We start from the raw sequence: 22,683 nt of genomic DNA, 5'->3' as shown, positions 1-22,683 counted from the left end.
GGCGGAGGCCGTGGCCGCGGGTGCGGCGGCGGCCGACGCATCGGGCGCCGAAGCGGCAGGCGCGGACGCAGCCGCAGCGGACGCCGCGTCGTCCGCGAGCGCGGGGCCGACACCGGCCGCGATCAGCGAGCCGGCCATCAGCAGGGACATCAGAACTTTGCGCATCTTGGGTTTCCTCTTGTCGCTCGTCTTGTTCGTTACAGCGCGTCTGCGCCGGTCTCCCCGGTCCGGATCCGGATCACCTGCTCGATCGGCGTGACGAAGATCTTGCCGTCGCCGATCTTGCCGGTGCGCGCGGCCCGCTCGATCGCCTCGACGGCCTGGTCGACGAGATCGTCGGACACGGCCGCCTCGATCTTCATCTTCGGCAGGAAATCGACCACGTACTCGGCGCCGCGGTACAGCTCGGTATGCCCCTTCTGGCGCCCGAACCCTTTCACCTCGGTCACCGTGATGCCGGAGACGCCGAGGGCCGACAGCGCCTCGCGCGTCTCATCGAGCTTGAACGGCTTGATGATTGCGGTAATGAGTTTCATGAAGTCCTCTCGCTGGGTTGCCCCGTCGCATGGGTTGGATAGTGACGGGTTCTCTTCAGCAACTCGCATGCCATGTCTGCGCGAGGCCCTTGTCGAATGGCTTTCATGCGGGGTCGCATCCCTTCGCGACGGGCGCGAAACCTCGGCCGGACGGCCAACGTGGGCCGGTTTGCTGGCGCCGGGAAAGGATCGTTGCTAGAGTGCACGCACGTCCCGGCTGACCGGGACATTCACCCATGCGGGCGCCATGCCCGGAATCCGCGCCTCGGGCGCACCAATTCCGGTCATGCGTGCATCATGGGCACGTATGCAACTGAAGATGCACATTTTTTGTGCAAGGAAGGGGAATCACATGAAGCAACCCAGCGACGTTTTCAACGATCTGCAGTCGCGCGTCAGCGACCTGCTGAAAAACTCGCCGGCCAAGGATGTCGAGCGCAACGTGAAGGCCATGCTGTCGCAAGGCTTCTCGAAGCTCGATCTCGTCACGCGCGAGGAATTCGATACGCAGGCCCAGGTGCTCGCCCGCACCCGCGTGCGCCTCGAGGAACTCGAAAAGCGCGTGGCGGAACTCGAGCAGAAGCTCGCAGCGCCGCAGGCCTGACGCCCCCACCCGACCGACAGGTCCGGGCCGGGCCGCCCCGCGCGGCCCGCGCCCGCCACCCGGAAGTCGCCCCGCCGTTCCCCGTCGTACCGCGCGCTTCGCAGTTCCTCGCGCGTCGCAGTTCGTCGTTCCGCAGTCCCTCGTTCTTTCCCCCGCGCCACGCCGGCAAGCGCGCTCCGAATCCTCAGCCCTTCGTGGCATGCGGCCCCCGAACGGCCGCCGCCCGACCGTATACAGGAGCCTTGCCATGTCGCTCGCCGTGGTGCGCAGTCGTGCGCCGGCGGCCGGCCGCGCGCCGGACGTCACCGTCGAAGTCCATCTCGCCAACGGGTTGCCGTCGTTCTCGATCGTCGGCCTGCCCGATCTCGAAGTCCGCGAAAGCCGCGAGCGCGTCCGCGCCGCGCTGCAGAACTGCGGATTCGAATTCCCCGTGCGGCGCATCACCGTCAATCTCGCGCCCGCCGACCTGCCGAAGGAGTCCGGCCGCTTCGACCTGCCGATCGCGCTCGGCATCCTCGCCGCGAACGGCCAGATCCCGGCCGACGCGCTGGCCGGCCGCGAATTCGCGGGCGAGCTGTCGCTGACCGGCGCGCTGCGGCCGATGCGCGGCGCGTTCGCAATGGCGTGCGGCGTGGCGCGCGATTCGCAGGCGGCGGATCGCGACGCCGATTCCGGCCTGCGCGCCGGCATCACACCGGATTCGGGCTCCGCGTGGGGAGTCGGCCCGGTTCCGGACACCGGGTCCGCGTCGCGGCCGCCCGAGCTATACCTGCCGCTCGCCAGCGCCGCCGAGGCCGCACTCGTGCCCGGCGTTACCGTATTCGGCGCACCCGACCTGCCCGCGCTGTGCGCGCACCTCGCCGGCGCGCCGGACGGGCGGCTTGCGCCGGTCGATGCGCCGTGCCTCGACGGGCTGCCGATGCCGGCCGCGCCCGATCTCGCGGACGTGGTCGGCCAGCGCGGCGCCCGGCGTGCGCTCGAAGTCGCCGCCGCAGGCGGCCATCACATGCTGATGGTCGGGCCGCCGGGCGCCGGCAAGTCGATGCTGGCCGCACGGCTGCCCGGGCTGCTGCCGCCGATGACCGACGACGAGGCGCTGAGCTCGGCCGCGCTGCTGTCGGCGAGCCGTCTCGGCTTCTCGCCCGCGCAGTGGCGCCGGCGGCCGTTCCGGTCGCCGCATCATTCGTCGAGCGCCGCCGCGCTGGTCGGCGGCCGCAATCCGCCGCAGCCGGGCGAGATCACGCTCGCGCATCTCGGCGTGCTGTTTCTCGACGAGCTGCCCGAATTCGACCGGCATGTACTGGAGATGCTGCGCGAGCCGCTCGAAGCCGGCCGCATCACGATCTCGCGTGCGGCGCAGCAGGCCGATTTCCCGGCCGCATGCCAGTTGATCGCCGCGATGAACCCGTGTCCGTGCGGCTGGCTCGGCGATCCGTCCGGGCGCTGCCGCTGCACGCCCGAGGTCGCCGCGCGCTACCTGCGCAAGCTGTCGGGGCCGCTGCTCGATCGCATCGACATCCAGATCGAGCTGCCCGCGCTGTCGCCGGCCGAGCTGGCGGCGCGCCTGTCGACGCCCGGCGAGCCGAGCGCCGCAGTCGCCGCGCGTGTCGCGCAGGCGCGGGCGCGCCAGCTCGACCGGCAGGGCAAGACCAATCACATGCTGAGCGGGCGCGAGACCGACGACCTGTGCCGGCCGACCGACGAAGGCGAACGGCTGCTGCGCGAGGCCGGCGAGCGCTTCGGCTGGTCGGCGCGCGCGTACTATCGCGTGCTCAAGGTCGCGCGGACGATCGCCGACCTGAACGGCGACCCGCTGCCGACGGCCGCGCAGATCGCGGAAGCGATCCGTTATCGGCGTGCGCTGGCGCCTCCTTGAAGTGCCTCTTAGGACAAAATCCGCCTGTCAAGACTTGACTTATGCACAATTCCACGCATCCAGCCCCGAATCGCGGCTCGTCGCGCACGGTCGGAAGCGAAATTCGCATCCCGTTGTTTTTATTGACTTTTCCGTAAACCCGGACAAACCCCCGAACGGGCCGGAAGGCCGTCCGGCGCGGCTTCGCGGCCGATTCGGGCAATCTTTCCACAAAGTTATCCACACGCGTTGTGGATAGCTGAAAAACCCCCGCAAAATCCGGCGATTAGCGTCGAAAGCTGCGAATGAACTTTCAGTTGTCACATCGAGTCAGAGCGCCCCGCCGCCGCCGTCAGTCGAGCTTGAACGAGCCGAAGAACTGGTCGAGCTGCTCCTGCGCGAGCGGCCCGTCGGCGATCACCACCGCCTGATACGCATGCCGGCCGCGCGCCACGAAGCGCGCGACGATCGTCTTGCGCGCGCGATCGCCGCCGGCCGCCGCACCGGCGACACGCAGCTCGAGCCCGTTCACCGCACCGCCGGCCGCGAGCGGCACGGACACCGCGGCCATCTGCGGCGCGCCTTCGAGGTTGCGCGACAGCCCCGTTCGCAGGAAATCGAGCGCGGCCCGGCGCGTGTCGTCGCGGTCGTCGGGCAGTGTCAGCGTGCCGACCGCGAATACCTCACCGTCCACGTGCGCGGCCTGCATCCGCATCGGCATCGACGTGCCGCCGATCGTGACCGGCTGGTCTTCGACGGTCGGCTTCGCAGGCAGGTCGATCGTATAGCCGGCGTCGTTGTGCAGCGTGCGCCAGTCGAACGACGGCGTACACGCGGCCAGCGCGACGCTCGCGCACGCAAGTGCGACGAAGCGCCGCAGCGGGATAAAAAGGGGACGCAGCGAATCGGCGAATTCCTTCGGCATGGTGCGGATCGGGCAGGCAAAACGCCCATTATGCGTCGAACGGAACGACGGGGATGCGCGGCGGCCACCGGTGCACACGCCGCATTCGCGCTAAAATAGGCGCCGAATTTCGACGTCCTTTGTATCGTTTCGCGTCATCGTCCGACTCCGAGAGCCCCGCAGATGAACACCACGCCTCCCGTCCAGGGCCACAGCCCGGTCCGCTACATCGCCGCCGCCGTGATCGTCGCGGCCATCGCCGTCGCGGGCTTCTTTGCGTTCAACGGCAAGTCCAGCGTGCCGGACGCAACGTTCACGCTGCTGTCGGGCCAGAAAGTGTCGACGGCCGGCGATCTCAAGGGCAAGGTCTACCTCGTGAACTTCTGGGCGACGAGCTGCGCGACCTGCATGCAGGAAATGCCGCAGATGGTCGAGACCTATAACCGCTTCAAGGGTCAGGGGCTGGATTTCGTCGCGGTTGCGATGAACTACGATCCGCCGATGTACGTCGCGAACTACGCGCAGACGCGCCAGTTGCCGTTCAAGGTCGCGCTCGACGACGGCAGCGTCGCGAAGCAGTTCGGCAACGTGCAGCTCACGCCGACGACCTTCGTCGTCGACAAGGACGGCAAGATCCTGAAGCGCTACGTCGGCGCACCGCAGTTCGCGGAACTCGACGCGCTGCTCAAGAAGGCGCTCGACGGCAACGCGGCCTGAGCGCCCGGCCCGAACGCGCCGGACACGCACCCGCGCCACGGACCGCACGACCGGACACCCGGTCCTGCGGTCCGTTTGCTTTTCAGCGCTCGGCATCCCCTTTCGCGGACAGCCCGTAGCGCTTCATCTTCTCGTACAGCGTCGCCTTGCCGACGTGCAACCGGTCGGCCGTCGCGGCCACCGCCCCGCCCGTCTGGTTCAGCGCCTCGGCGATCACCGCGCGCTCGAACTGCTCGATGCGCTCCTTCAGCGTCTGCTCGTTCGCGGCATCGCCGCCGCCCGCGTCCGCTTCCTGCGGCATGTCGGCGACGCCGAGCACGAAACGGTCGGCCGCATTGCGCAGCTCGCGCACGTTGCCGGGCCAGTCGCGCTGCATCAGGCTCGCGCGCTGCCGGTCGCTCAGCACCGGCGCGGGCCGGCCGTAGCGCACGGCCGCGTCGAGCATGAAGTGCTCGAACAGCGGCACGATGTCCTCGCGGCGCTCGGCGAGCGGCGGCAGCGCGATCGTCACGACGTTGAGCCGGTACAGCAGGTCGCGCCGGAACGTGCCGGCCGCGACCAGTTCGCTCATGTCGCCCTTCGCGGCCGCGACCACGCGGCAGTTCACGCGGATCGGCTGGTTCGAGCCGAGCCGCTCCAGCACGCCGTCCTGCAGCACGCGCAGCAGCTTCACCTGCAGCGCGAGCGGCATGCTCTCGATTTCGTCGAGGAACAGCGTGCCGCCGGACGCGTATTCGAGCTTGCCGACGCGGCGCTTCGCGGCGCCGGTGAACGCGCCGGGCTCGTAGCCGAACATCTCCGACTCGAACATCGGCTCGGGCAGCGCGCCGCAGTTGACCGCGATGAACGGCTTGTCGCGGCGCGGCGACAACTCGTGCAGGCTGCGCGCGATCAGTTCCTTGCCGGCGCCGGTGTCGCCGTTGATCAGCACCGACGCGTCGGTCGGCGCGACGTTCGCGATCAGCTTGCGCACCTGCTCGATCGCCGGGCTGCGGCCGATGATGCGCGGCGCGACCACGTTCTGGCCGGCCAGCTCGCGCCGCAGCGCGTGGTTCTCGAGCACCAGCTCGCGCCGTTCGAGCGCGCGCCGCACGGTCTCGATCAGCCGTTCGGCCGCGAACGGCTTCTCGATGAAGTCGTACGCGCCGTCGCGCATCGCCTGCACGGCCATCGAGATGTCGCCGTGCCCGGTGACGAGGATCACCGGTACGTCGCGCGCGCGCTCGCGGCACTGCGCGAGCAGTTCGAGCCCGCTCATGCCGGGCAGCCGGATGTCGCTGACGATCACGCCCGCGTTGTCCGCGACGATCGCCTTGTCGGCCGCCTCGGCCGATTCGAAGCCGGCGACGTCGAATCCCGCGAGCTGCAGGCTCTGCACGCTCGCCCGGCGAACGAGCGCATCGTCTTCGATATAGATCACTTGCAGCCGGTTGGCCATCGTATTCCCTTGCTCCTGGCGGGCCGCGCGGCAGCGTCGCACGCGCGGCGTCGTTGATGCAGACCGGACCGCGATCGGTCGGGCCGCGGCGAACTCGCGCTCAATGCGAGCCCGCCGATTCGGACACGGCGTCCGGATGATGCGTGCGCGCCCGGCGCAGCGTCAACACGAACAGCGCACCGCCCGACGGCGCGTTGCGCGCGGTCAGCGCGCCGCCCGCGTCGCTCGCGATCGACGACGAGATCGCGAGACCGAGGCCGAGGCCGCGCCCCATTTCCTTGGTCGTGAAGAACGGCTCGAACAGGCGCGGCAGCAGCTCGGGCGCGATGCCGGGCCCGTTGTCGCGCACCTCGATCCCGAGCGTCGCGGCCGACACCGCGACCGTCACGTCGATGGCGGGCGCGGCGACGCCCGCGACCGCGTCGAGCGCGTTGCCGAGCAGGTTGATCAGCACCTGCTCGAGACGCAGGTCCTCGCAGCGCGCGACGAGTTCGGGGTGGTCGTCGGCCGGATCGAGCGGCGCGTCGCGCGCGGGCGATACGGTCGCGTCCCGCAGCGTCAGCGTCAGCGCGACGCCGTGCAGCCGCTCGCCGAGCAGCGACAGCACGCCGCGCAGCGCGCGCACGACGAGTGCCCGCTCGTTGCGCGGCTTCGCCCGGCCGACGAACAGCTTCAACTGGTTCGTGATCTTGCCCATCCGCTCGGTCAGCGCGGCGATCGCCTCGAGGTTCTCGCGCGCGGCGCCCTGCTCGCCGCGATCGAGCAGCACGCGCGTATTGTCCGAGAAGCTGCGCAGCGCGGCCAGCGGCTGGTTCAATTCATGCGTGATGCCGGCCGCCATCTGGCCGAGCGCGGCCAGCTTGCTCGCCTGGATCAGCTCGTCGTGCGCGGCGCGCAGTTCCTGCTCCGCGCGGATCCGGTCGCCGACCTCCTTCTGCAACTGCTCGTTCGCTTCCGACAGGTCGGCCGTGCGCTCCTCGACGCGCCGGTTCAGCTCCGCATAGGCCTGCTGCAGCAGCGCGCGGCCGCGGATCATCTCGCGCACGCGTGCGCGGCGCATTCGCCAGTAGAACGCGAGCAGCGCGACCGACACGAAACCGAAGCCGGTGACGATCGTCGCGTTGCGCGCGTCGGCGTCGACCGGCGCAATCGGCGCGAGCGTGACCAGCTGCCAGTCGGGCTCGCCGATCCGGCGCCGGGTCGCGAGAAAGCGCGGTGCGCGCAGGCCCGGCCCGAGGCGCACGATCTCCGCGTCGGCGCCGAGCACCTGCTCGACGCGCAGCGGCAGCGGCGTGACCGGCTGCTGCGCGTACTGGCGCGTCTCGAAGATCGACGCGGCGACAGGCCCCGTCAGCGGCCGCAGCGTGTGGTACTTCCACGCGGGCACCGACGACAGGAACACGACGCCGTGATCGTCGGCGACGACGAGCGGCTCGGACGCGTCGGCGCCCTGGAACCATTCGAGGTTGAGCTTCACGACGACGACGCCCGCGATCCGGCCGTCGCGCCACACCGGCTGCGAGATGTAGTAGCCGGGATCGCGCGAGATCGTGCCGATCCCGAAGAAGCGGCCGACCTGGCCATGCATCGCGTCGATGAAATACGGGCGGAAACGGTATTCGATCCCGACGAAGCTGTCGGGCGCGCGCCAGTTGCTCGCGGCGACGCACAGCCCGTCCGCGCCGATCACGTAGGTGACGGTCGCGTGTGCGTGTTCGTTGAGGTCTTCGAGATAGCGGTTCGCGCGCGCGGCGTAGTCGGTGCGCTTCGGCTCGCCCAGCAGGTCCTGCACGTACGGATGGCTGCCGAGCAGATACGGCAGCGATTCGTAGCGGTCGAGCGTGCTCTTCAGCGCATTGGTGGTGCGGTCGACGCGCACCGCGGCGTTGCGCTGCAGTTCGGCGACGCCGCGCCGCCACGTGAAGGTCCACGTCAGCGCGCAGGCCGCGCCGAGCAGGGCGGCGAGCACGACGAGGACGAGCAGGCGGCGCTTCACGGTCGAGACTTCCTGGCGATGCGGATCGCCTATTGTGTCATAGGCCCCCCGATCGCCGCCGCGCGGCGCGCCGCCCGCGGGCGGTGCCGCCTGCTCCTTCATCGCGTCAGACGCCGGCCGTCTCGGTCGTCGCGACCTCGCCACCGCCCTTCAGCGCCTGGCGCAGCTTCGCGCGGTCGAGCTCCTTCTCCCACGCCGACACGACGACCGTCGCGACGCCGTTGCCGACGATGTTGGTCAGCGCGCGGCACTCGCTCATGAAGCGGTCGATGCCGAGGATCAGCACCATGCCCGACAGCGGGATGGTCGGCACGACGGCGAGCGTCGCGGCGAGCGTGATGAAGCCCGCGCCGGTGACGCCGCTCGCGCCCTTCGACGTCAGCATCGCGACCGCGAGCAGCGTGAGCTGCTGCATCCACGTCAGTTCGATGTTGGTCGCCTGCGCGATGAACAGCACGGCCATCGTCATGTAGATGTTGGTGCCGTCGAGGTTGAACGAATAGCCGGTCGGCACCACGAGGCCGACCACCGAACGCGAGCAGCCGGCCTTCTCGAGCTTCTCCATCAGCTGCGGCAGCGCGGCTTCCGACGAGCTGGTGCCGAGCACGATCAGCAGCTCTTCCTTGATGTAGGACACGAAGCGGATGATCGAGAAGCCGGTGAAGCGCGCGATCGCGCCGAGCACGACCAGCACGAACACGACCGAGGTCAGGTAGAACGTGCCGATCAGCTTCAGCAGCGGCACCAGCGAGCCGACGCCGTACTTGCCGATCGTGAACGCCATCGCGCCGAACGCGCCGATCGGCGCGAGCTTCGTGACGATGTGCACGATGCCGAACAGCACGCGCGTGAGCCCGTCGATGAAGTCGGTGACGACCTTGCCGCGCTCGCCGAGGTGCGCGAGCACGCTGCCGAACAGCAGCGCGATCAGCAGGATCTGCAGGATCTCGCCCTGCGCGAACGCATCGACCATCGTGTTCGGGATGATGTGCATCAGGAAGTCGACCGTCGACTGGCCGTGCGCCTTCGCCGCGTACGACGCGACGGCCTTGCCGTCGAGCGTCGCCGGATCGATGTTGAAGCCGACGCCCGGACGCAGGATGTGCGTGGCCGCGAGGCCGAGCAGCAGCGCGAAGGTCGACACGATCTCGAAGTACAGCAGCGCCTTGCCGCCGACGCGCCCGACCTTCTTCATGTCCTCCATGCCGGCGATACCGGTCACGACCGTACAGAAGATGATCGGCCCGATCACCATCTTGATCAGCTTGATGAAGCCGTCGCCGAGCGGCTTCATCTCGGTGGCGAGCGACGGATAGTAGTGGCCGAGGATCACGCCGACGACGATGGCGAAGATCACCTGCACATAGAGCACTTTGTAGATGGGTTTCTTCTTCACGATGGTTCCTGATGAAGGATGGGTGAGCCGGTGGAAACGGCGTCACGCGCGCGGGCGAATGTCAGGGGAAACGCACTCGCCCGCGCGGCTGCCGTGCCGCAACAAGCGATGCCTCAGGACATCCGGGGGGAAAGGAAGGCGTGGGTCATCGGTTGTCTCCTTGCTGTAGTAGTTGAGGCCGAAGGGCGGCCGTGCGTTTTATATTGCAAGGTCGATGCCAGCTTCCCGAAATCCCTCAAGCCGTTGTTTTCATTGTATTTCCCGTCATGCGGCATGCAAGGAAATCCGGGATTCCGGAAATCCGGAAAGCATCCGTCCGGCGATCCGGACGGATGCGGCGTTTGATCGGACGAATCAGTGCTGCACGGCCTGCCCGGCAAGCACGCCCGTCTGCGCGTAGAACTCCTGCTGCGCGAAGGCGTCGCGCTCGCGCCGCGCGCGCTCGCTGCGGTCCGCGAGCGAGCCCAGCACGATCCCGACGAATGCGAGCGGCACCGAGACCAGCGCCGGGTTATCGAGGAACACCGGCGCATGCGCGTGATGCAGCACGTCGACCCACACCGACTTCGACAATACCGTGAGCACGACGGCCGACGCGAGGCCGAGGCCGCCGCCGAGCACCGCGCCGCGCGTCGTCATCCCGCGCCAGAAGATCGACATCGCGAGCACCGGGAAATTCGCGCTGGCGGCCACCGCCGCGACGAGACCGACCATGAACGCGACGTTCACGTGCTCGAACAGGATCGACAGCCCGATCGCGACCGCCGACAGGCCGATCGTCGCCGCGCGCGAGATGCGCATCTCGAGCCGCTCGTCGGGCTTGCCGCGCGCCCACATCTGCGCGTACAGGTCGTGCGAGATGGTCGTCGCGCCGGCGAGCGTCAGCCCGGCGACCACCGCGAGGATCGTCGCGAACGTGACGGCCGCGATGAACCCGTAGAACCCGTTGCCGCCGACCGCCTGCGCGAGCTTCACCGCCACCATGTTCGAACCGCCGAGCAGGTCGCGCGTCAGGTTGAAGGTGCCGTCCGCGCCGAGCCGGAAGAATTCCGGATGCTGCGCGAGCAGCACGATCGCCGAGAAGCCGATCACGAAGGTCAGCAGGTAGAAGTAGCCGATGAAGCCGGTCGCATACAGCACCGACTTGCGCGCCTCCCTCGCGTTCGGCACCGTGAAGAAGCGCATCAGGATGTGCGGGAAGCCCGCGGTGCCGAACATCAGCGCGATGCCGAGCGACAGCGCGTTGGCCGGGTCGCGGATCAGCTTGCCGGGGCCCATGATCCCGAGCGCGCCCGGATGCACGGCCACCGCGCGGCGAAACATCTCGTCGACGCTGAACCCGAACTCGCCGAGCGCGAGCAACGCGAGCAGCGTCGCGCCGCACAGCAGCAGCACCGCCTTGATCACCTGCACCCAGGTGGTGGCCGTCATCCCGCCGAAGAACACGTAGACGACCATCAGCACGCCGACGATCAGCTCGGCGGCGCCGTACGACAGCCCGAACAGCAGCTGGATCAGCTTGCCCGCGCCGACCATCTGCACGACCAGGTACAGCACGACGATCGTCAGCGCGTTCGCGGACGTGAGCAGCCGGATCGGCCGCTGCGCGAAGCGGTACGCGACGACGTCGACGAACGTGAACTTGCCGAGGTTGCGCAGCGGCTCGGCGATCAGGAACATCACGAACGGCCAGCCGACCAGAAAGCCGATCGAATAGATCAGCCCGTCGAAGCCGAACATGAACACCATCCCCGACAAGCCGAGGAACGACGCGGCCGACATGTAGTCGCCCGCGATCGCGAGCCCGTTCTGCAGGCCGGTGATGCCGCCGCCCGCCGTATAGAAGTCGCGCGTCGAGCGCGTGCGCCGCGCGGCCCAGCGCGTCAGCGCGAGCGTCGCGAACACGAACGCGAAGAACATCGCGATCGCGACCGGATTCAGCTCGACCCGGTCGGGCATCGGGCCCGCCACCGAGACCGCATGGGCGGCGCTGCAAAGCAACGTGAAAAATGCGCCGAGCGCTATGGATGAACGTCGCATCGCGGCCTCCGTCAAGTGCGTCCGAGGATCGCGTCGACCCGGCGGTCGAACGCACGATTCGCGCGCAGCACGTAGCACGCGGTCAGGCCGATCGCGATCGCAATGATCGCGACGCCCGCGACGATCCCGACCGTCGTCGTCGCGCCGCGGTACAGCGGCGCGGCGAGCACGTGCGGCGCGAGCGCGACGAGCAGGATGAAGCCGTAGTAGGTGGCGATCATCAGCGCCGTCAGCACGAAGCTGAAGCGGCGCCGCGCGCGTACGAGCTGCTGGTAGTCGCGGCGCGCCGTGACCGATTCGATGACGGAAAGCTCCATGGTGTCTCCTTTCGCCCGTCGTCCCATGCGACGGACGTATCGTGGTGGGCCGGCGCGCGAACCGCTCCGCCCGCGCCGCGGCGGTAAACCGATCCGGAAGGCCGTGCGGCCGTCACACCACGCGCTCGGCGCGCAGCCGCGCGACGTCGTCCGCCGACAGCCCGAGCCAGCCGCCCAGCACCGCCTCGGTGTCCGCGCCGAGCACCGGCGGCGCACCGCGCACCGGCAGCCGCGCGCCGTCGAACCGGTACGGCGGCGCCAGCACGTCGACCTCGCCCGCAACCGGATGCGGCTGCCGCGTGACGAGCCCCGCACGTGTCGCGCGCTCGGACGTCAGCGCCTCGTGCAGCCCGAGCACCTCGCCGCACGGAATGCCCGCTTCGGCGAGCGCCGCGAGCAGCGTCGCGCGCGGTCGGCGCGCGAGTTCGCGGCGCAGCTCGGGCAGCAGTTCGGCGCGGTTTTCCGAGCGGCCGAGGTTGGTCACGAAACGAGCGTCGGCGGCGAGGTCGGGCCGTTCGAGCACGTCGCAAAAGCGCGCGAACTGCGTGTTGTTGCCGACCGTGATCACGAGCGGGCCGTCGGCCGCGTCGAACACGCCGTACGGCACGATCGACGGATGCGCGTTGCCGTAGCGCGGCGGATCCTCGCCCTTCAGCAGCGCATCGAGCCCGTAGTACGCGGTGATCATCAGCCCGCAGTCGAACAGCGCCATCTCGACGCGCCGGCCGCGCCCGGTCGTCTCACGCTCGACCAGCGCGGCGAGGATCGCCTGCGCCGAATACATGCCGGTGAACAGGTCGACCGCCGCGACGCCGAACTTCAGCGGCGGCTGGTCGGCCTCGCCGTTCAGCGCCATCAGCCCGGCCTCGCCCTGCACGACGAGGTCGTAGCCGGGCCGAGCGGCCTCGGCGCCCGAGCGGTCGTAGCCGGAAATCGCGCAGTGCACGAGGCGCGGATTCAGCGCCGCGAGCGCGTCGTAGCCGAGGCCGAGCTTTTCCGCACCGCCGAACTTGAAGTTGTGGATCAGCACGTCGGCCTGCGCGGCCAGCTCGCGCGCGAGACGCCGGCCTGCGTCCGTCTGCAGGTCGAGGCAGATCGAGCGCTTGCTGCGGTTCACGCTGTTGAAGTAGGTGGTCTCGGTGTCGCCGATCCGCAGCCCCCAGTCGCGCGTGTCGTCGCCGCGCGCCGGATGCTCGACCTTGATCACTTCCGCGCCGAAATCGGCGAGCACCATCGCGCACCACGGGCCCGCGAGCACGCGCGAGAAATCGAGCACCTTCACGCCGGCGAGCGGCAACGGGCACGGTTGGTTCGTCATCGCTGTCTCCTCCATTCGAGTGGTCGCGCTTACTGTTTCGACAGCGCGATATAGCGTGCGAGATGGTGGTCCTCGTCGCCGAGCTGGTGATCGATCATCACGAGGCGCTTCGCGTAGTGCGACAGCGGCAGCTCCCAGGTCATGCCGATCCCGCCGTGCAGCTGGATGCTCTCCTCGGCGACCAGCGTGCCGATCCGGCCGATCGTGTATTTCGCCGCCGCGAGCGCGCGTTCGCGCACCAGGCGCGGCGCGTCGAGCTGCGCGGCCGCGTTGATCACCGCCGAGCGCGCCTGCTCGACCTCGAGCAGCAGGTCGGCCATGCGGTGCTGCAGCGCCTGGAAGCTGCCGATCGGCATACCGAACTGCTTGCGCGTGCGCAGGTAGTCGAGCGTGTATTCCTTCGCGACGTCCATCGCGCCGAGCGCCTGCGCCGACAGCGCGAGCAGCCCGAAGCCGAGCACCTGCTCGAGCCGTGCGGCGCCCTGCTCGCCGTGCGGGTCGACAAGCGCGGCATCGGCCGGCAGCGCGACGCGCTCGAAGCGCAGCTCGGCCGCGCGGCCGCCGTCGATCTTCCGGTAGTCGCGCAGCGACACGCCCGGTGCGTCGGCGGGCACGACGAACAGGCCGATGCCGGCCGCGTCGTCGTCGGCGCCCGCGACGCGCGCGCTGACGACGAAGAACGCGGCCTGCGCGGCCTGCTCGACGACGCCCTTCGCGCCCGTCAACACCCAGCCGTCACCGGAACGCTCGGCGCGCGTGCGCACGGTCGTCAGTTCGTAGTGCGAGCCCGGCTCGTCGTGCGCGAACGCGGCGCTCGCGCTGCCGTCGATCAGCGCCGCGAGCTTCGCGCGATGCGCGTCGCCGCCGGCGAGCGCAAGCGCGCGCCCCGCGAGCAAGGCGCCGAGAAACGGTTCGACGACGAGCCCGCGGCCGAGGCATTCGAACACCACCGCGATATCGAAGCCCGCGCCGCCGAAGCCGCCGTCGGCCTCCGGAAACAGCGCGCCGATCGCGCCGAGCTCGGCGAAGCGCTGCCACATCGCGCGATCGAACCCGTCGGCCGACTGCGCGATGCGATCGCGCACCGCGAACGGATACTGCTCGGCGATGAAGCGGTTCAACGTGTCCGCCAGCATCCGGCGGTCTTCTGTGTGCTGGAAATCCATCGTCGCTCCCTTACAGCCCGAGCATCATCTTCGCGATGATGTTCTTCTGGATCTCGTTCGAGCCGCCGAAGATCGACAGCTTGCGGTTGTTGAAGTACTGCAGCGCCGCGCTCGCGGCTTCGTCGGGCCCGACCGGCTCGCCGTCGTAGTCGGCGTCGAGCGCGTCGTCGACGAACGGCTGCGCATACGGCCCCATCGCGCGCCGCATCAACGACGTGATCTCCTGGCGGATCTGCGTGCCGCGGATCTTCAGCATCGAGCTTTCCGCGCCCGGCGCGCCGCCGCCCGCGACCGCGGCGAGCACGCGCAGGTTGGTCGTGCGCATGTTGTCGAGCTCGATCTCGACGCGCGCGACGCGCGCCGCGAAGAACGGATCGTCGGCGAGCGGCCGGCCGTTCTTCGTCAGCTTCGCGGCGACCGCGCGCAGCCGGTCGAGCGCGGCCGTCGAGAAGCCGACGCCCGCGATGTTGGTGCGCTCGTAGGTGAGCAGGTATTTCGCATAGGTCCAGCCGCGGTTCTCCTCGCCGACGAGGTTCTCGGCCGGCACGCGCACGTCGGTGAAGAACACCTCGTTGACTTCGTGCTCGCCGTCGAGCGTGACGATCGGGCGCACCTCGACGCCCGGCGTGTTCATGTCGATCAGCAGGAAGCTGATGCCCTCCTGCTTGCGCACGTCGGTCGCGGTGCGCACGAGGCAGAAGATCATGTTCGCGTAGTGGCCGAGCGTGGTCCACGTCTTCTGGCCGTTCACGATGTAGTGATCGCCCTGCGCGTCCCTGCGCCGCACCGCGCTCGTCTTCACCGACGCGAGATCCGAGCCGGCGCCCGGCTCCGAGTAGCCCTGGCACCACCAGTCGGAGCCGTCGAGGATGCGCGGCAGCCAGTGGCGCTTCTGCGCTTCGCTGCCGTACTTGATCAGCACCGGCCCGAGCATGTTCACGCCGAACGGCACGATGCGCGGCGCGCCCGCGAGCGCGCACTCGTTGTCGAACAGGAACTTCTGCGCGACGCTCCAGCCGGGGCCGCCGTATTCGCGCGGCCAGTGGCTCGCGAGCCAGCCGCGCGCGTTGAGGATCGCATGCCATTCGCGCATGTCGTCGCGCGTCAGGTGCAGGCCGCCCTTCACCTTGCGCGCCATGCGCTCGGGCAGTTCAGCGGCGAGGAAGCGCTGTACGTCGGTGCGGAACGCTTCCTCTTCGGGAGTGAAATTGAGGTCCATCGTAAGTCCGTTGCGAATGCGGTGGCGGGGTTCAGTCGACGCGGTTCAGGCTCGCGAAATCCGCGCCGCGCCCGACGAGTTCGACGAGCAGCGGCGACGGCGTCCAGAACAGCGGATCCTCCTTCGCGAACGCGCGGATGTCGGCGAGCACGTTCGCGAGGCCGACCGTGTCCGCGTAGTGCATCGGGCCGCCGCGATAGCGCGGGAAGCCGTAGCCGTGCAGGAACACCGCGTCGACGTCGAGCGGGCGCAGCGCGATCTTCTCGTGCACGACGTTCGCGCCTTCGTTGATCATCGCCGCGAGGTAGCGGCGCAGGATTTCGTCGTCGGTGAACGTGCGCGGCGCGATGCCCTTCTTCGCGCGCTCTTCCGCGACGATCGCCTCGACTTCCGGGTCCGGCGTGCCGACGCGCGCGCCGTCCGGATACAGGTAGTAGCCGCGCCCGGTCTTCTGGCCGAACCAGCCGCGCTCGCACAGCCGGTCGGAAATTTCCACGTAGCGCGCGCGCGGGTCGCGCGTCGCCGCCCGGCGCTTGCGGGTCGCCCAGCCGATGTCGCCGCCCGCGAGGTCGACGACCTGGAACGGGCCCATCGGGAAGCCGAATTCGCGCACCGCGCGATCGATCTGGTACGGCGACGCGCCGTCTTCCATCAGATAGTCGGCCGCGGTGCGATAGACCGCGAGGATCCGGTTGCCGATGAAGCCGTCGCACACGCCGGCGCGCACCGGCGTCTTCTTCAGCTGCTTCGCGAGCGCGAACGCGGTCGCGACGACGTCCGCGCTCACGCGGGCCGGCACGACGATCTCGAGCAGCTTCATCACGTTGGCCGGCGAGAAGAAATGCAGGCCGATCACGTCGGACGGCCGGTCGATGCTCGCGGCGATCCGGTCGATGTCGAGATACGACGTGTTGGTCGCGAGCACCGCGCCCGGCTTGCACACGCGCGCGAGTTCGGCGAACACGGCCTGCTTCACCGCCATGTCCTCGAACACGGCCTCGATCACGACGTCGGCCTGCGCGAGCGCATCGTACGACGTGCTGCCCTTGAAGCGCGCGAGCCGCGCCGCGCGCGCGGCCGGCGTCATGCGCCCCTTCGCGACGAGGCCGTCGTAGACCTTCTCGACATGCGCGCGGCCGCGCGCGAGCGACGCTTCGTCGCGTTCGATCATCGTCACGGGCAGCCCCGCGTCGAGCGCCGCGACCGCGATGCCCGCGCCCATCGTGCCGCCGCCGACCACGCCGATGCGCTCGACCGGCCGCGCGTTCGCGCGGCGCGCCTCGGGCGCCTTCGCGGCTTCGCGCTCCGCGAAGAACGCATGCACGAGGCCCGCGCGCTGCGGGCTGTCGACGCACTGCAGGAACAGGCTGCGCTCGAGCTTCATCCCCGCGTCGAACGGCTGCGTGAGCGCGGCCTCGACCGCGTCGACGATCTTCGCCGGCGAGAACAGCCCGCGCGACTTCTTCGGCAGCTCGGCGCGCGCCGCGTCGATCGCGGCCTGCGCGGCCGCGCGATCGGCGAGGCCCTGCGCATCGCGCGTGCGCCGCACGCCGGCGCCGAGCGACAGCAGTTCCTGCGCATACGCGAGACCTTCGGCGAGCGTGTCGTCGCTGTGCGCGACGCGATCGACGAGGCCGAGCGCGAGCGCCTCGTCCGCGCCCACGTGGCGGCCGGTCAGCATCAGGTCGAGCGCGGCCTGCGCGCCGATCAGCCGCGGCGCGCGCTGCGTGCCGCCCGCGCCCGGCAGCAGGCCGAGCGTGACCTCGGGCAGCCCGAGCTTGGTGCCGGGCACCGCGAGCCGGTAATGCGCGGCCAGCGCGACCTCGAGGCCGCCGCCGAGCGTCGCGCCGTGCAGCGCGACCACCACCGGCTTCGCGCTCGATTCGATGCGCGCGCAGACGTCGGGCAGCGACGGCGGCACCGGCGGCTTGCCGAATTCGCGGATGTCGGCGCCCGCGATGAAGTTGCGGCCGGCGCCGACGACCAGCACCGCGCGGACCGCGTCGTCGGCCTGCGCGGCGTCGAGCGCGTCGGCGAGGCCGCGCCGCACGTCGGCGGACAGCGCATTGACCGGCGGATGATCGACCGTGACGACCAGCACCTTGTCGCGGCGCTCGCGCGTGACGGTGCCGGTCGGGGTAGCGGGGAAAGCGGGTGAATTCATCGTGTCTCCTTGACGCGGCGGCGCGCGCATCGGCGCCGGATTCGCGAAAGCGGAAAAGCAGGAACGCGGGGAAGGATCCGGCTGCATGCCGGGCATGACTCGATTCTCGATTGATCGAGATTCATTGACAATTCCAGCGAGCTTTTACAAGCTGTCAAGTCTGACTTGACATTGACTACGCCAGCCGTCCGTCGAACGGGGCGGATCGGGAGCATACGCATGGACCTGAACGCGCTGACGCTGCTCGTCGAGATCCTCGACGCGGGCAATCTCAGCAAGGCCGCGCAGCGGCTCAAGATGAGCCGCGCGAACGTCAGCTACCGGCTGAACCAGCTCGAGCGCTCGATCGGCCAGCAGCTCGTGCGGCGCACGACGCGGCGCATCGAGCCGACCGAGATCGGCCTGAAGCTGTACGAGCACGGCCGGCGCATCCGCAACGAACTGCTCGCGGCGCAGGAATCGGTGACGACGCTCGGTCAGGACCTGCAGGGCCGCGTGCGGCTGTCGGTGCCGAGCGGCTACGGGCAGATGGTGATGGCCGACTGGCTGCTCGCGTTCAAGCGGCTGCATCCGGGCATCGTGCTCGACGTGGTGTTCGAGAACCGCGTCGAGGACCTGATGCGCGACGAGATCGACATCGCGGTGCGCGTGATGCCCGAGCCGCCGCCGAACCTCGTCGCGCGCGACATGGGCGCGGTGCGCTACGTCGCGTGCGCGTCGGCCGCGTACGCAGCCGAGCACGGGATGCCGGCGAGCCTCGACGCGCTGTCGGCCGGGCCGGTCGTCACCGCGACGGTGATGGGCCGGCAACTGCGGATCGCCGCGTATCTCGGCGACGAGCGCCACGAGGTGCTGCTCGAACCGACGCTCGTCTCGGAGAACTTCCTGTTCCTGCGGCAGGCGATCCTCGCCGGCATCGGCGTCGGCATCGTGCCCGACTACGTGGTGCACGACGACATGCGGCGCGGCGACATCGTCACGTCGCTCGACGCGTACCGGCTCAGCATCTTCGGCACGCACATGTACATGCTGTACATGCCGAACCGGCATCACACGCGCGCGACCTCGACCTTCATAGAGTTCATCCTCGAACAGGCCGGAAAGACCGGCCGGCGCGGGCCGGACGCGATGCGTCAGGGTTTTTTGTCGGATGACAAGCCGCCGGCCGCGCGGCGACAATAGCGCGCCGGGGCGCCCGCGCAGCGCCTGCCGCAGCCGCACGGCCGCTCGCCCGCGCTGACGGCCCGCCGCGGAAAACCGCCGCCTCCTTCGAATTCACTGCTGCCGAGGGTTCCATGTTCGACCGGATTCGTCCGCCCGCGCGTCCCTGGACGCTGATCGCCGCCATCGCGCTCGTCGCGTTCAACGCCGCGTGCACGTCGCCGTCCGCACCACCGTCGGGCGCGGTCGTGCCGGTCGCCGCATCGGGCCCCGCCGCGCCGCTGCCCGGCTTTCATGCGCCCGAGCTGTCGAGCGGCTGGACCGACAAGCCGGGCTGGACCGCGCAGCGCGACATGATCGTGGCCGCGAACCCGCTCGCGACGCAGGCCGGCCACGACATGCTGAAGGCCGGCGGCACCGCGATCGACGCGGCGATCGCGACGCAGATGGTGCTCGCGCTCGTCGAGCCGCAGTCGTCGGGGCTCGGCGGCGGCGCGTTCATGCTGTACTTCGACGGCAAGTCGACGCAGGCGTACGACGGCCGCGAAACCGCACCGGCCGCCGCCACCGATCATCTGTTCTACGGCCCGACCGGCCAGCCGATGAGTTTCTACGAAGGCGTCGTCGGCGGCCGCTCGGTCGGCACGCCGGGCGTGCTGCGCATGCTCGAGGCCGCGCATCGCGCGCACGGCAAGCTGCCGTGGCGGCGGCTGTTCCAGCCTGCGATCCGGCTCGCCGAGCACGGCTTCGCGATCAGCCCGCGGCTCGCGAGGCTGATCGCGAACGACCACTATCTGGCGAACGATCCGGCCGCGCGCGCGTACTTCTACAACCAGGACGGCACACCGAAGGCGGCCGGCACGGTGCTGAAGAATCCGGCGCTCGCGGTCGTGCTGCGACAGGTCGCCGATCGCGGCGCGAACGCGTTCTACACGGGCGCGATCGCGCGCGACATCGTCGCGAAGGTGAGGAAGCACCCGACCAATCCGGGCCTGCTGTCGCTGCAGGATCTCGCGCGCTACAAGGCGAAGGTGCGCGCGCCGCTGTGCACCGACTACCGGCGCTCGGTGGTGTGCGGGATGCCGCCGCCGTCGTCGGGCGGCCTCGCGATCGCGCAGATGCTCGGCATTCTCGAAGCGATGCCCGACTGGCAGCAGATCGGCGCGCAGAAACCGGTGCGCAACGAGGTCGGCTACGAGCCGACGCCATTCGCCGCGCACCTGTTCAGCGAGGCCGGGCGCCTCGCGTATGCGGACCGCGCGCGCTACGTCGCCGATCCCGACTTCGTGCCGCTGCCGGGCGGCAACTGGGCGAGCCTCACCGACAAGACCTATCTCGCGCAGCGCGCGCACCTGATCGGCGACACCAGCATGGGCGTCGCGCAGGCCGGCACGCCGCAGGGCGCAACGCTCGCGATGGCCGACGATCGCAGCCCCGAGCTGCCGTCGACCTCGGACATCGCGATCGTCGACCGCTACGGCCAGGCGCTGTCGATGACGACCAGCGTCGAGGACGCATTCGGCTCGCGGCTGATGGTACGCGGCTTCCTGCTGAACAACCAGCTCACCGACTTCTCGTTCGTGTCGAGCGAGAACGGCCGGCCGGTCGCGAACCGCGTGCAGCCCGGCAAGCGCCCGCGCTCGGCGATGTCGCCCGAGCTCGTGTTCGACAAGCAGACCCGGCAGGTGACGATGATCGTCGGTTCGGCGGGCGGCCCGGCGATCATCAACCACGTCGCGAAGGCGCTGATCGGCGTGCTCGACTGGGGGATGACGATGCAGCAGGCGATCGCGCTGCCGAACTTCGGCTCGACCAACGGGCCGACGCAGCTCGAACGCGGCCGCGTGTCGGACGCGCTCGTCGACGGGCTGAAGGGACGCGGACACAACGTGCAGGTCGTCGAAATGAATTCGGGACTGCAGGGGATCCAGCGGCTCAACGTGCAGGGGCAGACGGTGTGGTTCGGCGGCTCGGACCCGCGGCGCGAAGGCGTCGCGATGGGGGATTGAGCGGCGGCAGGCAGGTCGAACGCTGTCAGGCAGCCGAGCGCCGCATGCGTCGCCGAAAACGGCGCGCCACGCGTGCCGTCACCCGCGCCCCTTCCACGGCACCACGCGCCGCTCGATCCAGCGCATCGCGAGATCGAACAGCCACGCGATCAGGCCGATGATCAGGATCCCCATCACGACGATGTCCGTGCGCAGGAAGCTCGATGCGTTGAGCACCATCTGCCCGAGCCCGGCCGTCGCGGCGACCATCTCGGCCGCGACGAGCGTCGTCCAGCCGAAGCCGATCGCGATCCGCAGGCCGGTGAGGATCTCCGGCAGCGCGGCCGGCAGCACGACGTGGCGCACGATCTGCGCGAAGCTGCCGCCGAGCGAATACGCGGCGTTGATCTGCTCGACCGTCGCCGCGCGCACGCCGGCGCGCGCGGCCATCGCGATCGGCGCGAAGCAGGCGAGGAAGATCACGACGAGCTTCGCCGTCTCGTCGATGCCGAACCAGATCACGACGAGCGGCAGATACGCGAGGGGCGGCAGCGGCCGGTAGAACTCCAGCAGCGGATCGAGCACGCCGCGCGCGATGCGGCTCACGCCCATCAGGATGCCGGCCGGCACGCCGATCGCGGTCGCGAGCACGAACGCGCCGAACACGCGCGCGGCGCTCCACAGCAGATGCTCGGACAACGGCAGCCCGCCCTGGATGCGGCCGTGCCACGCGTCGACGAAGGCGGTCCAGACAGCTTCCGGCGCGGGCAGGAACAACGGCGGCAGCCACTGCCGGTGCGTCGCGACCCACCACAGCACGGCCAGCGCGGCGACCGTCGCTGCGCTCAGCCCTGCCGTGCTTCCCTGCCCCGGCAGCCGGTAGCGGTGCACGGCGCGTGCCGCGCGCGGCGGCGCGGTGCGATCGTCCTCGGCGAAACCGGCGGGCGCGCGCTCGGCCGCCCACGAATCCTGCGTGCTCATGCTGTCCTGCCTGTGCAAAGTGCTGTTCCGGCCGCGTCCGACGGACACGCCCTGTCGCGCCAGTTCGCGCATCATGCGACCTCCCCGAGCGTTTCGTCACGATGCAGATACGCGATCAAGCGCTCGCGCCATGCGATGAAATCGGGCGACGACTTCACCGCGCGCGCATCGCGCGATTCGACATAGCGGCGCGCGAACGGCAGTTCGAAGGTTTCGGCGATCCGACCGGGGCCGGGCGTCATCACGACGAGGCGCGTCGAGAGGAACAGCGCCTCCTCGACGTCGTGCGTAATGAAGAACACCGTCTTGCGCGTGCGCGCCCACACGTCGAGCACGAGCGCCTGCATCGTGCCGCGCGTCATCGCGTCGAGCGCGCCCATCGGCTCGTCCATCAGCAGCACGCGCGGATCGCTCGCGAGCGCGCGCGCGATGCCGACACGCTGCTGCATCCCGCCCGACAGCTCGTACACGCGCGCATGCGCATGACGCTCGAGCCCGACGAGCGCGAGCATCTCGGTGGCGCGCGCCTCGCGTTCGGCCTTCGACACGCGCGCGAAGCGCAGCCCGAGCGCAACGTTGTCGAGCACGTCGAGCCACGGCAGCAGTGCGTATTTCTGGAACACGACGCCGCGATCGGCGCCGGGGCCGTCGATCGGCACGCCGTCGACGCGCACCTCGCCCGTCGTCGGCGCGACGAAGCCGGCCATGCAGTTCAGCAGCGTCGTCTTCCCGCACCCGGATGCGCCGAGCGCGACGACGAATTCACCGGCGTCGATGCGCAGGTCGACGTGCGCGAGCGCCTGCGTCGTCGGCCGCCCGCGCTCACCCGGATAGGCGACCGATACCTGACGGACTTCCAGCGTGCTCATGATCGAAGGCTCCG

The 22,683-nt window shown here is 69.9% G+C and carries 18 protein-coding genes; 5 read left to right on the top strand and 13 right to left on the bottom strand.

Going from position 1 to position 22,683, the window contains the following annotated elements; all coding sequences use genetic code 11:
- Positions 1-197: 197 nt before the first annotated feature.
- Complete coding sequence (locus BST28156_RS29150; protein WP_006398175.1) at positions 198-536, bottom strand: P-II family nitrogen regulator; 339 nt, start codon at positions 534-536, stop codon at positions 198-200.
- Between the two features lie 352 nt (positions 537-888).
- On the opposite strand from BST28156_RS29150, the gene BST28156_RS29145 reads away from it, so the two are divergent.
- Together BST28156_RS29145 and BST28156_RS29140 are read left to right on the top strand one after the other, a co-directional pair.
- On the top strand, positions 889-1,140 hold the full coding sequence (locus tag BST28156_RS29145; RefSeq protein ID WP_006489451.1) for an accessory factor UbiK family protein: 252 nt from the start codon (positions 889-891) through the stop codon (positions 1,138-1,140).
- 247 nt (positions 1,141-1,387) lie between these two features.
- Complete coding sequence (locus BST28156_RS29140; RefSeq protein ID WP_174904051.1) at positions 1,388-3,016, top strand: YifB family Mg chelatase-like AAA ATPase; 1,629 nt, start codon at positions 1,388-1,390, stop codon at positions 3,014-3,016.
- 331 nt (positions 3,017-3,347) lie between these two features.
- Here the strand turns inward: BST28156_RS29140 and BST28156_RS29135 are convergent, their stop codons facing one another.
- Positions 3,348-3,920, bottom strand: coding sequence for a hypothetical protein (locus BST28156_RS29135; protein ID WP_174904050.1), 573 nt, complete (start codon positions 3,918-3,920; stop codon positions 3,348-3,350).
- A gap of 162 nt (positions 3,921-4,082) precedes the next feature.
- On the opposite strand from BST28156_RS29135, the gene BST28156_RS29130 reads away from it, so the two are divergent.
- Positions 4,083-4,616 (top strand): TlpA disulfide reductase family protein, encoded by a 534-nt coding sequence (locus tag BST28156_RS29130; protein ID WP_174904049.1) that lies wholly within the window; start codon positions 4,083-4,085, stop codon positions 4,614-4,616.
- Between the two features lie 82 nt (positions 4,617-4,698).
- Here the strand turns inward: BST28156_RS29130 and BST28156_RS29125 are convergent, their stop codons facing one another.
- The 9 genes from BST28156_RS29125 to BST28156_RS29085 all read right to left on the bottom strand — a co-directional run bounded on the left by BST28156_RS29125 (position 4,699) and on the right by BST28156_RS29085 (position 17,670).
- On the bottom strand, positions 4,699-6,054 hold the full coding sequence (locus BST28156_RS29125; protein WP_174904048.1) for a sigma-54-dependent transcriptional regulator: 1,356 nt from the start codon (positions 6,052-6,054) through the stop codon (positions 4,699-4,701).
- A 100-nt stretch (positions 6,055-6,154) separates the two neighbouring features.
- Positions 6,155-8,152, bottom strand: coding sequence for a sensor histidine kinase (locus BST28156_RS29120; RefSeq protein ID WP_174904047.1), 1,998 nt, complete (start codon positions 8,150-8,152; stop codon positions 6,155-6,157).
- A gap of 4 nt (positions 8,153-8,156) precedes the next feature.
- Complete coding sequence (locus BST28156_RS29115; protein WP_009688793.1) at positions 8,157-9,446, bottom strand: dicarboxylate/amino acid:cation symporter; 1,290 nt, start codon at positions 9,444-9,446, stop codon at positions 8,157-8,159.
- Between the two features lie 354 nt (positions 9,447-9,800).
- Entirely contained in the window at positions 9,801-11,486 is a 1,686-nt protein-coding gene (locus BST28156_RS29110; RefSeq protein WP_174904046.1) for a cation acetate symporter, read from the bottom strand.
- Positions 11,487-11,497: 11 nt separating this feature from the next.
- Positions 11,498-11,803 (bottom strand): DUF485 domain-containing protein, encoded by a 306-nt coding sequence (locus tag BST28156_RS29105; protein WP_060246770.1) that lies wholly within the window; start codon positions 11,801-11,803, stop codon positions 11,498-11,500.
- A 112-nt stretch (positions 11,804-11,915) separates the two neighbouring features.
- Positions 11,916-13,121, bottom strand: a complete 1,206-nt coding sequence (locus BST28156_RS29100) for a CaiB/BaiF CoA transferase family protein (protein ID WP_174904045.1) — start codon at positions 13,119-13,121, stop codon at positions 11,916-11,918.
- A gap of 29 nt (positions 13,122-13,150) precedes the next feature.
- Complete coding sequence (locus tag BST28156_RS29095) at positions 13,151-14,287, bottom strand: acyl-CoA dehydrogenase family protein (protein ID WP_174904044.1); 1,137 nt, start codon at positions 14,285-14,287, stop codon at positions 13,151-13,153.
- A gap of 10 nt (positions 14,288-14,297) precedes the next feature.
- Complete coding sequence (locus BST28156_RS29090; RefSeq protein WP_069245348.1) at positions 14,298-15,506, bottom strand: acyl-CoA dehydrogenase family protein; 1,209 nt, start codon at positions 15,504-15,506, stop codon at positions 14,298-14,300.
- A gap of 31 nt (positions 15,507-15,537) precedes the next feature.
- Entirely contained in the window at positions 15,538-17,670 is a 2,133-nt protein-coding gene (locus BST28156_RS29085; protein WP_174904043.1) for a 3-hydroxyacyl-CoA dehydrogenase NAD-binding domain-containing protein, read from the bottom strand.
- Between the two features lie 219 nt (positions 17,671-17,889).
- Here BST28156_RS29085 and BST28156_RS29080 point away from each other — a divergent pair, with 219 nt between their 5' ends.
- A complete protein-coding gene (locus tag BST28156_RS29080; protein ID WP_174904042.1) occupies positions 17,890-18,852 on the top strand; it encodes a LysR family transcriptional regulator in 963 nt (320 codons plus the stop codon).
- 113 nt (positions 18,853-18,965) lie between these two features.
- The gene (gene ggt / locus BST28156_RS29075) at positions 18,966-20,840 is read left to right on the top strand and encodes a gamma-glutamyltransferase (protein ID WP_174904041.1); all 1,875 of its coding nucleotides are present in this window, start codon (positions 18,966-18,968) and stop codon (positions 20,838-20,840) included.
- 78 nt (positions 20,841-20,918) lie between these two features.
- On the opposite strand, the gene BST28156_RS29070 is transcribed toward ggt, so the two are convergent.
- Positions 20,919-21,872, bottom strand: coding sequence for an ABC transporter permease subunit (locus BST28156_RS29070; RefSeq protein WP_174904053.1), 954 nt, complete (start codon positions 21,870-21,872; stop codon positions 20,919-20,921).
- A complete protein-coding gene (locus tag BST28156_RS29065; protein ID WP_174904040.1) occupies positions 21,872-22,669 on the bottom strand; it encodes a taurine ABC transporter ATP-binding protein in 798 nt (265 codons plus the stop codon). Before BST28156_RS29065 ends, BST28156_RS29070 begins: the two co-directional genes overlap by 1 nt.
- Between the last annotated feature and the right edge of the window lie 14 nt (positions 22,670-22,683).

This window comes from Burkholderia pseudomultivorans (assembly GCF_902499075.1).
GTDB lineage: Bacteria > Pseudomonadota > Gammaproteobacteria > Burkholderiales > Burkholderiaceae > Burkholderia > Burkholderia pseudomultivorans.
The sequence above is the reverse complement of the archived record's forward strand: the minus strand, read 5'-3'. Positions and strand labels throughout refer to the sequence as shown.

What these genes read in the sequence shown, in the direction of transcription:
- BST28156_RS29120 (WP_174904047.1), bottom strand. Translation starts at nt 8,152, where the DNA reads ATGAAGGAGCAGGCGGCACCGCCCGCGGGCGGCGCGCCGCGCGGCGGC.
- BST28156_RS29095 (WP_174904044.1), bottom strand. Translation starts at nt 14,287, where the DNA reads ATGGATTTCCAGCACACAGAAGACCGCCGGATGCTGGCGGACACGTTG.
- BST28156_RS29110 (WP_174904046.1), bottom strand. Translation starts at nt 11,486, where the DNA reads ATGCGACGTTCATCCATAGCGCTCGGCGCATTTTTCACGTTGCTTTGC.
- BST28156_RS29145 (WP_006489451.1), top strand. Translation starts at nt 889, where the DNA reads ATGAAGCAACCCAGCGACGTTTTCAACGATCTGCAGTCGCGCGTCAGC.
- BST28156_RS29150 (WP_006398175.1), bottom strand. Translation starts at nt 536, where the DNA reads ATGAAACTCATTACCGCAATCATCAAGCCGTTCAAGCTCGATGAGACG.
- BST28156_RS29105 (WP_060246770.1), bottom strand. Translation starts at nt 11,803, where the DNA reads ATGGAGCTTTCCGTCATCGAATCGGTCACGGCGCGCCGCGACTACCAG.
- BST28156_RS29130 (WP_174904049.1), top strand. Translation starts at nt 4,083, where the DNA reads ATGAACACCACGCCTCCCGTCCAGGGCCACAGCCCGGTCCGCTACATC.
- BST28156_RS29065 (WP_174904040.1), bottom strand. Translation starts at nt 22,669, where the DNA reads ATGAGCACGCTGGAAGTCCGTCAGGTATCGGTCGCCTATCCGGGTGAG.
- BST28156_RS29090 (WP_069245348.1), bottom strand. Translation starts at nt 15,506, where the DNA reads ATGGACCTCAATTTCACTCCCGAAGAGGAAGCGTTCCGCACCGACGTA.
- BST28156_RS29080 (WP_174904042.1), top strand. Translation starts at nt 17,890, where the DNA reads ATGGACCTGAACGCGCTGACGCTGCTCGTCGAGATCCTCGACGCGGGC.
- BST28156_RS29070 (WP_174904053.1), bottom strand. Translation starts at nt 21,872, where the DNA reads ATGCGCGAACTGGCGCGACAGGGCGTGTCCGTCGGACGCGGCCGGAAC.
- BST28156_RS29100 (WP_174904045.1), bottom strand. Translation starts at nt 13,121, where the DNA reads ATGACGAACCAACCGTGCCCGTTGCCGCTCGCCGGCGTGAAGGTGCTC.
- BST28156_RS29125 (WP_174904048.1), bottom strand. Translation starts at nt 6,054, where the DNA reads ATGGCCAACCGGCTGCAAGTGATCTATATCGAAGACGATGCGCTCGTT.
- BST28156_RS29135 (WP_174904050.1), bottom strand. Translation starts at nt 3,920, where the DNA reads ATGCCGAAGGAATTCGCCGATTCGCTGCGTCCCCTTTTTATCCCGCTG.
- BST28156_RS29140 (WP_174904051.1), top strand. Translation starts at nt 1,388, where the DNA reads ATGTCGCTCGCCGTGGTGCGCAGTCGTGCGCCGGCGGCCGGCCGCGCG.
- BST28156_RS29085 (WP_174904043.1), bottom strand. Translation starts at nt 17,670, where the DNA reads ATGAATTCACCCGCTTTCCCCGCTACCCCGACCGGCACCGTCACGCGC.
- ggt (WP_174904041.1), top strand. Translation starts at nt 18,966, where the DNA reads ATGTTCGACCGGATTCGTCCGCCCGCGCGTCCCTGGACGCTGATCGCC.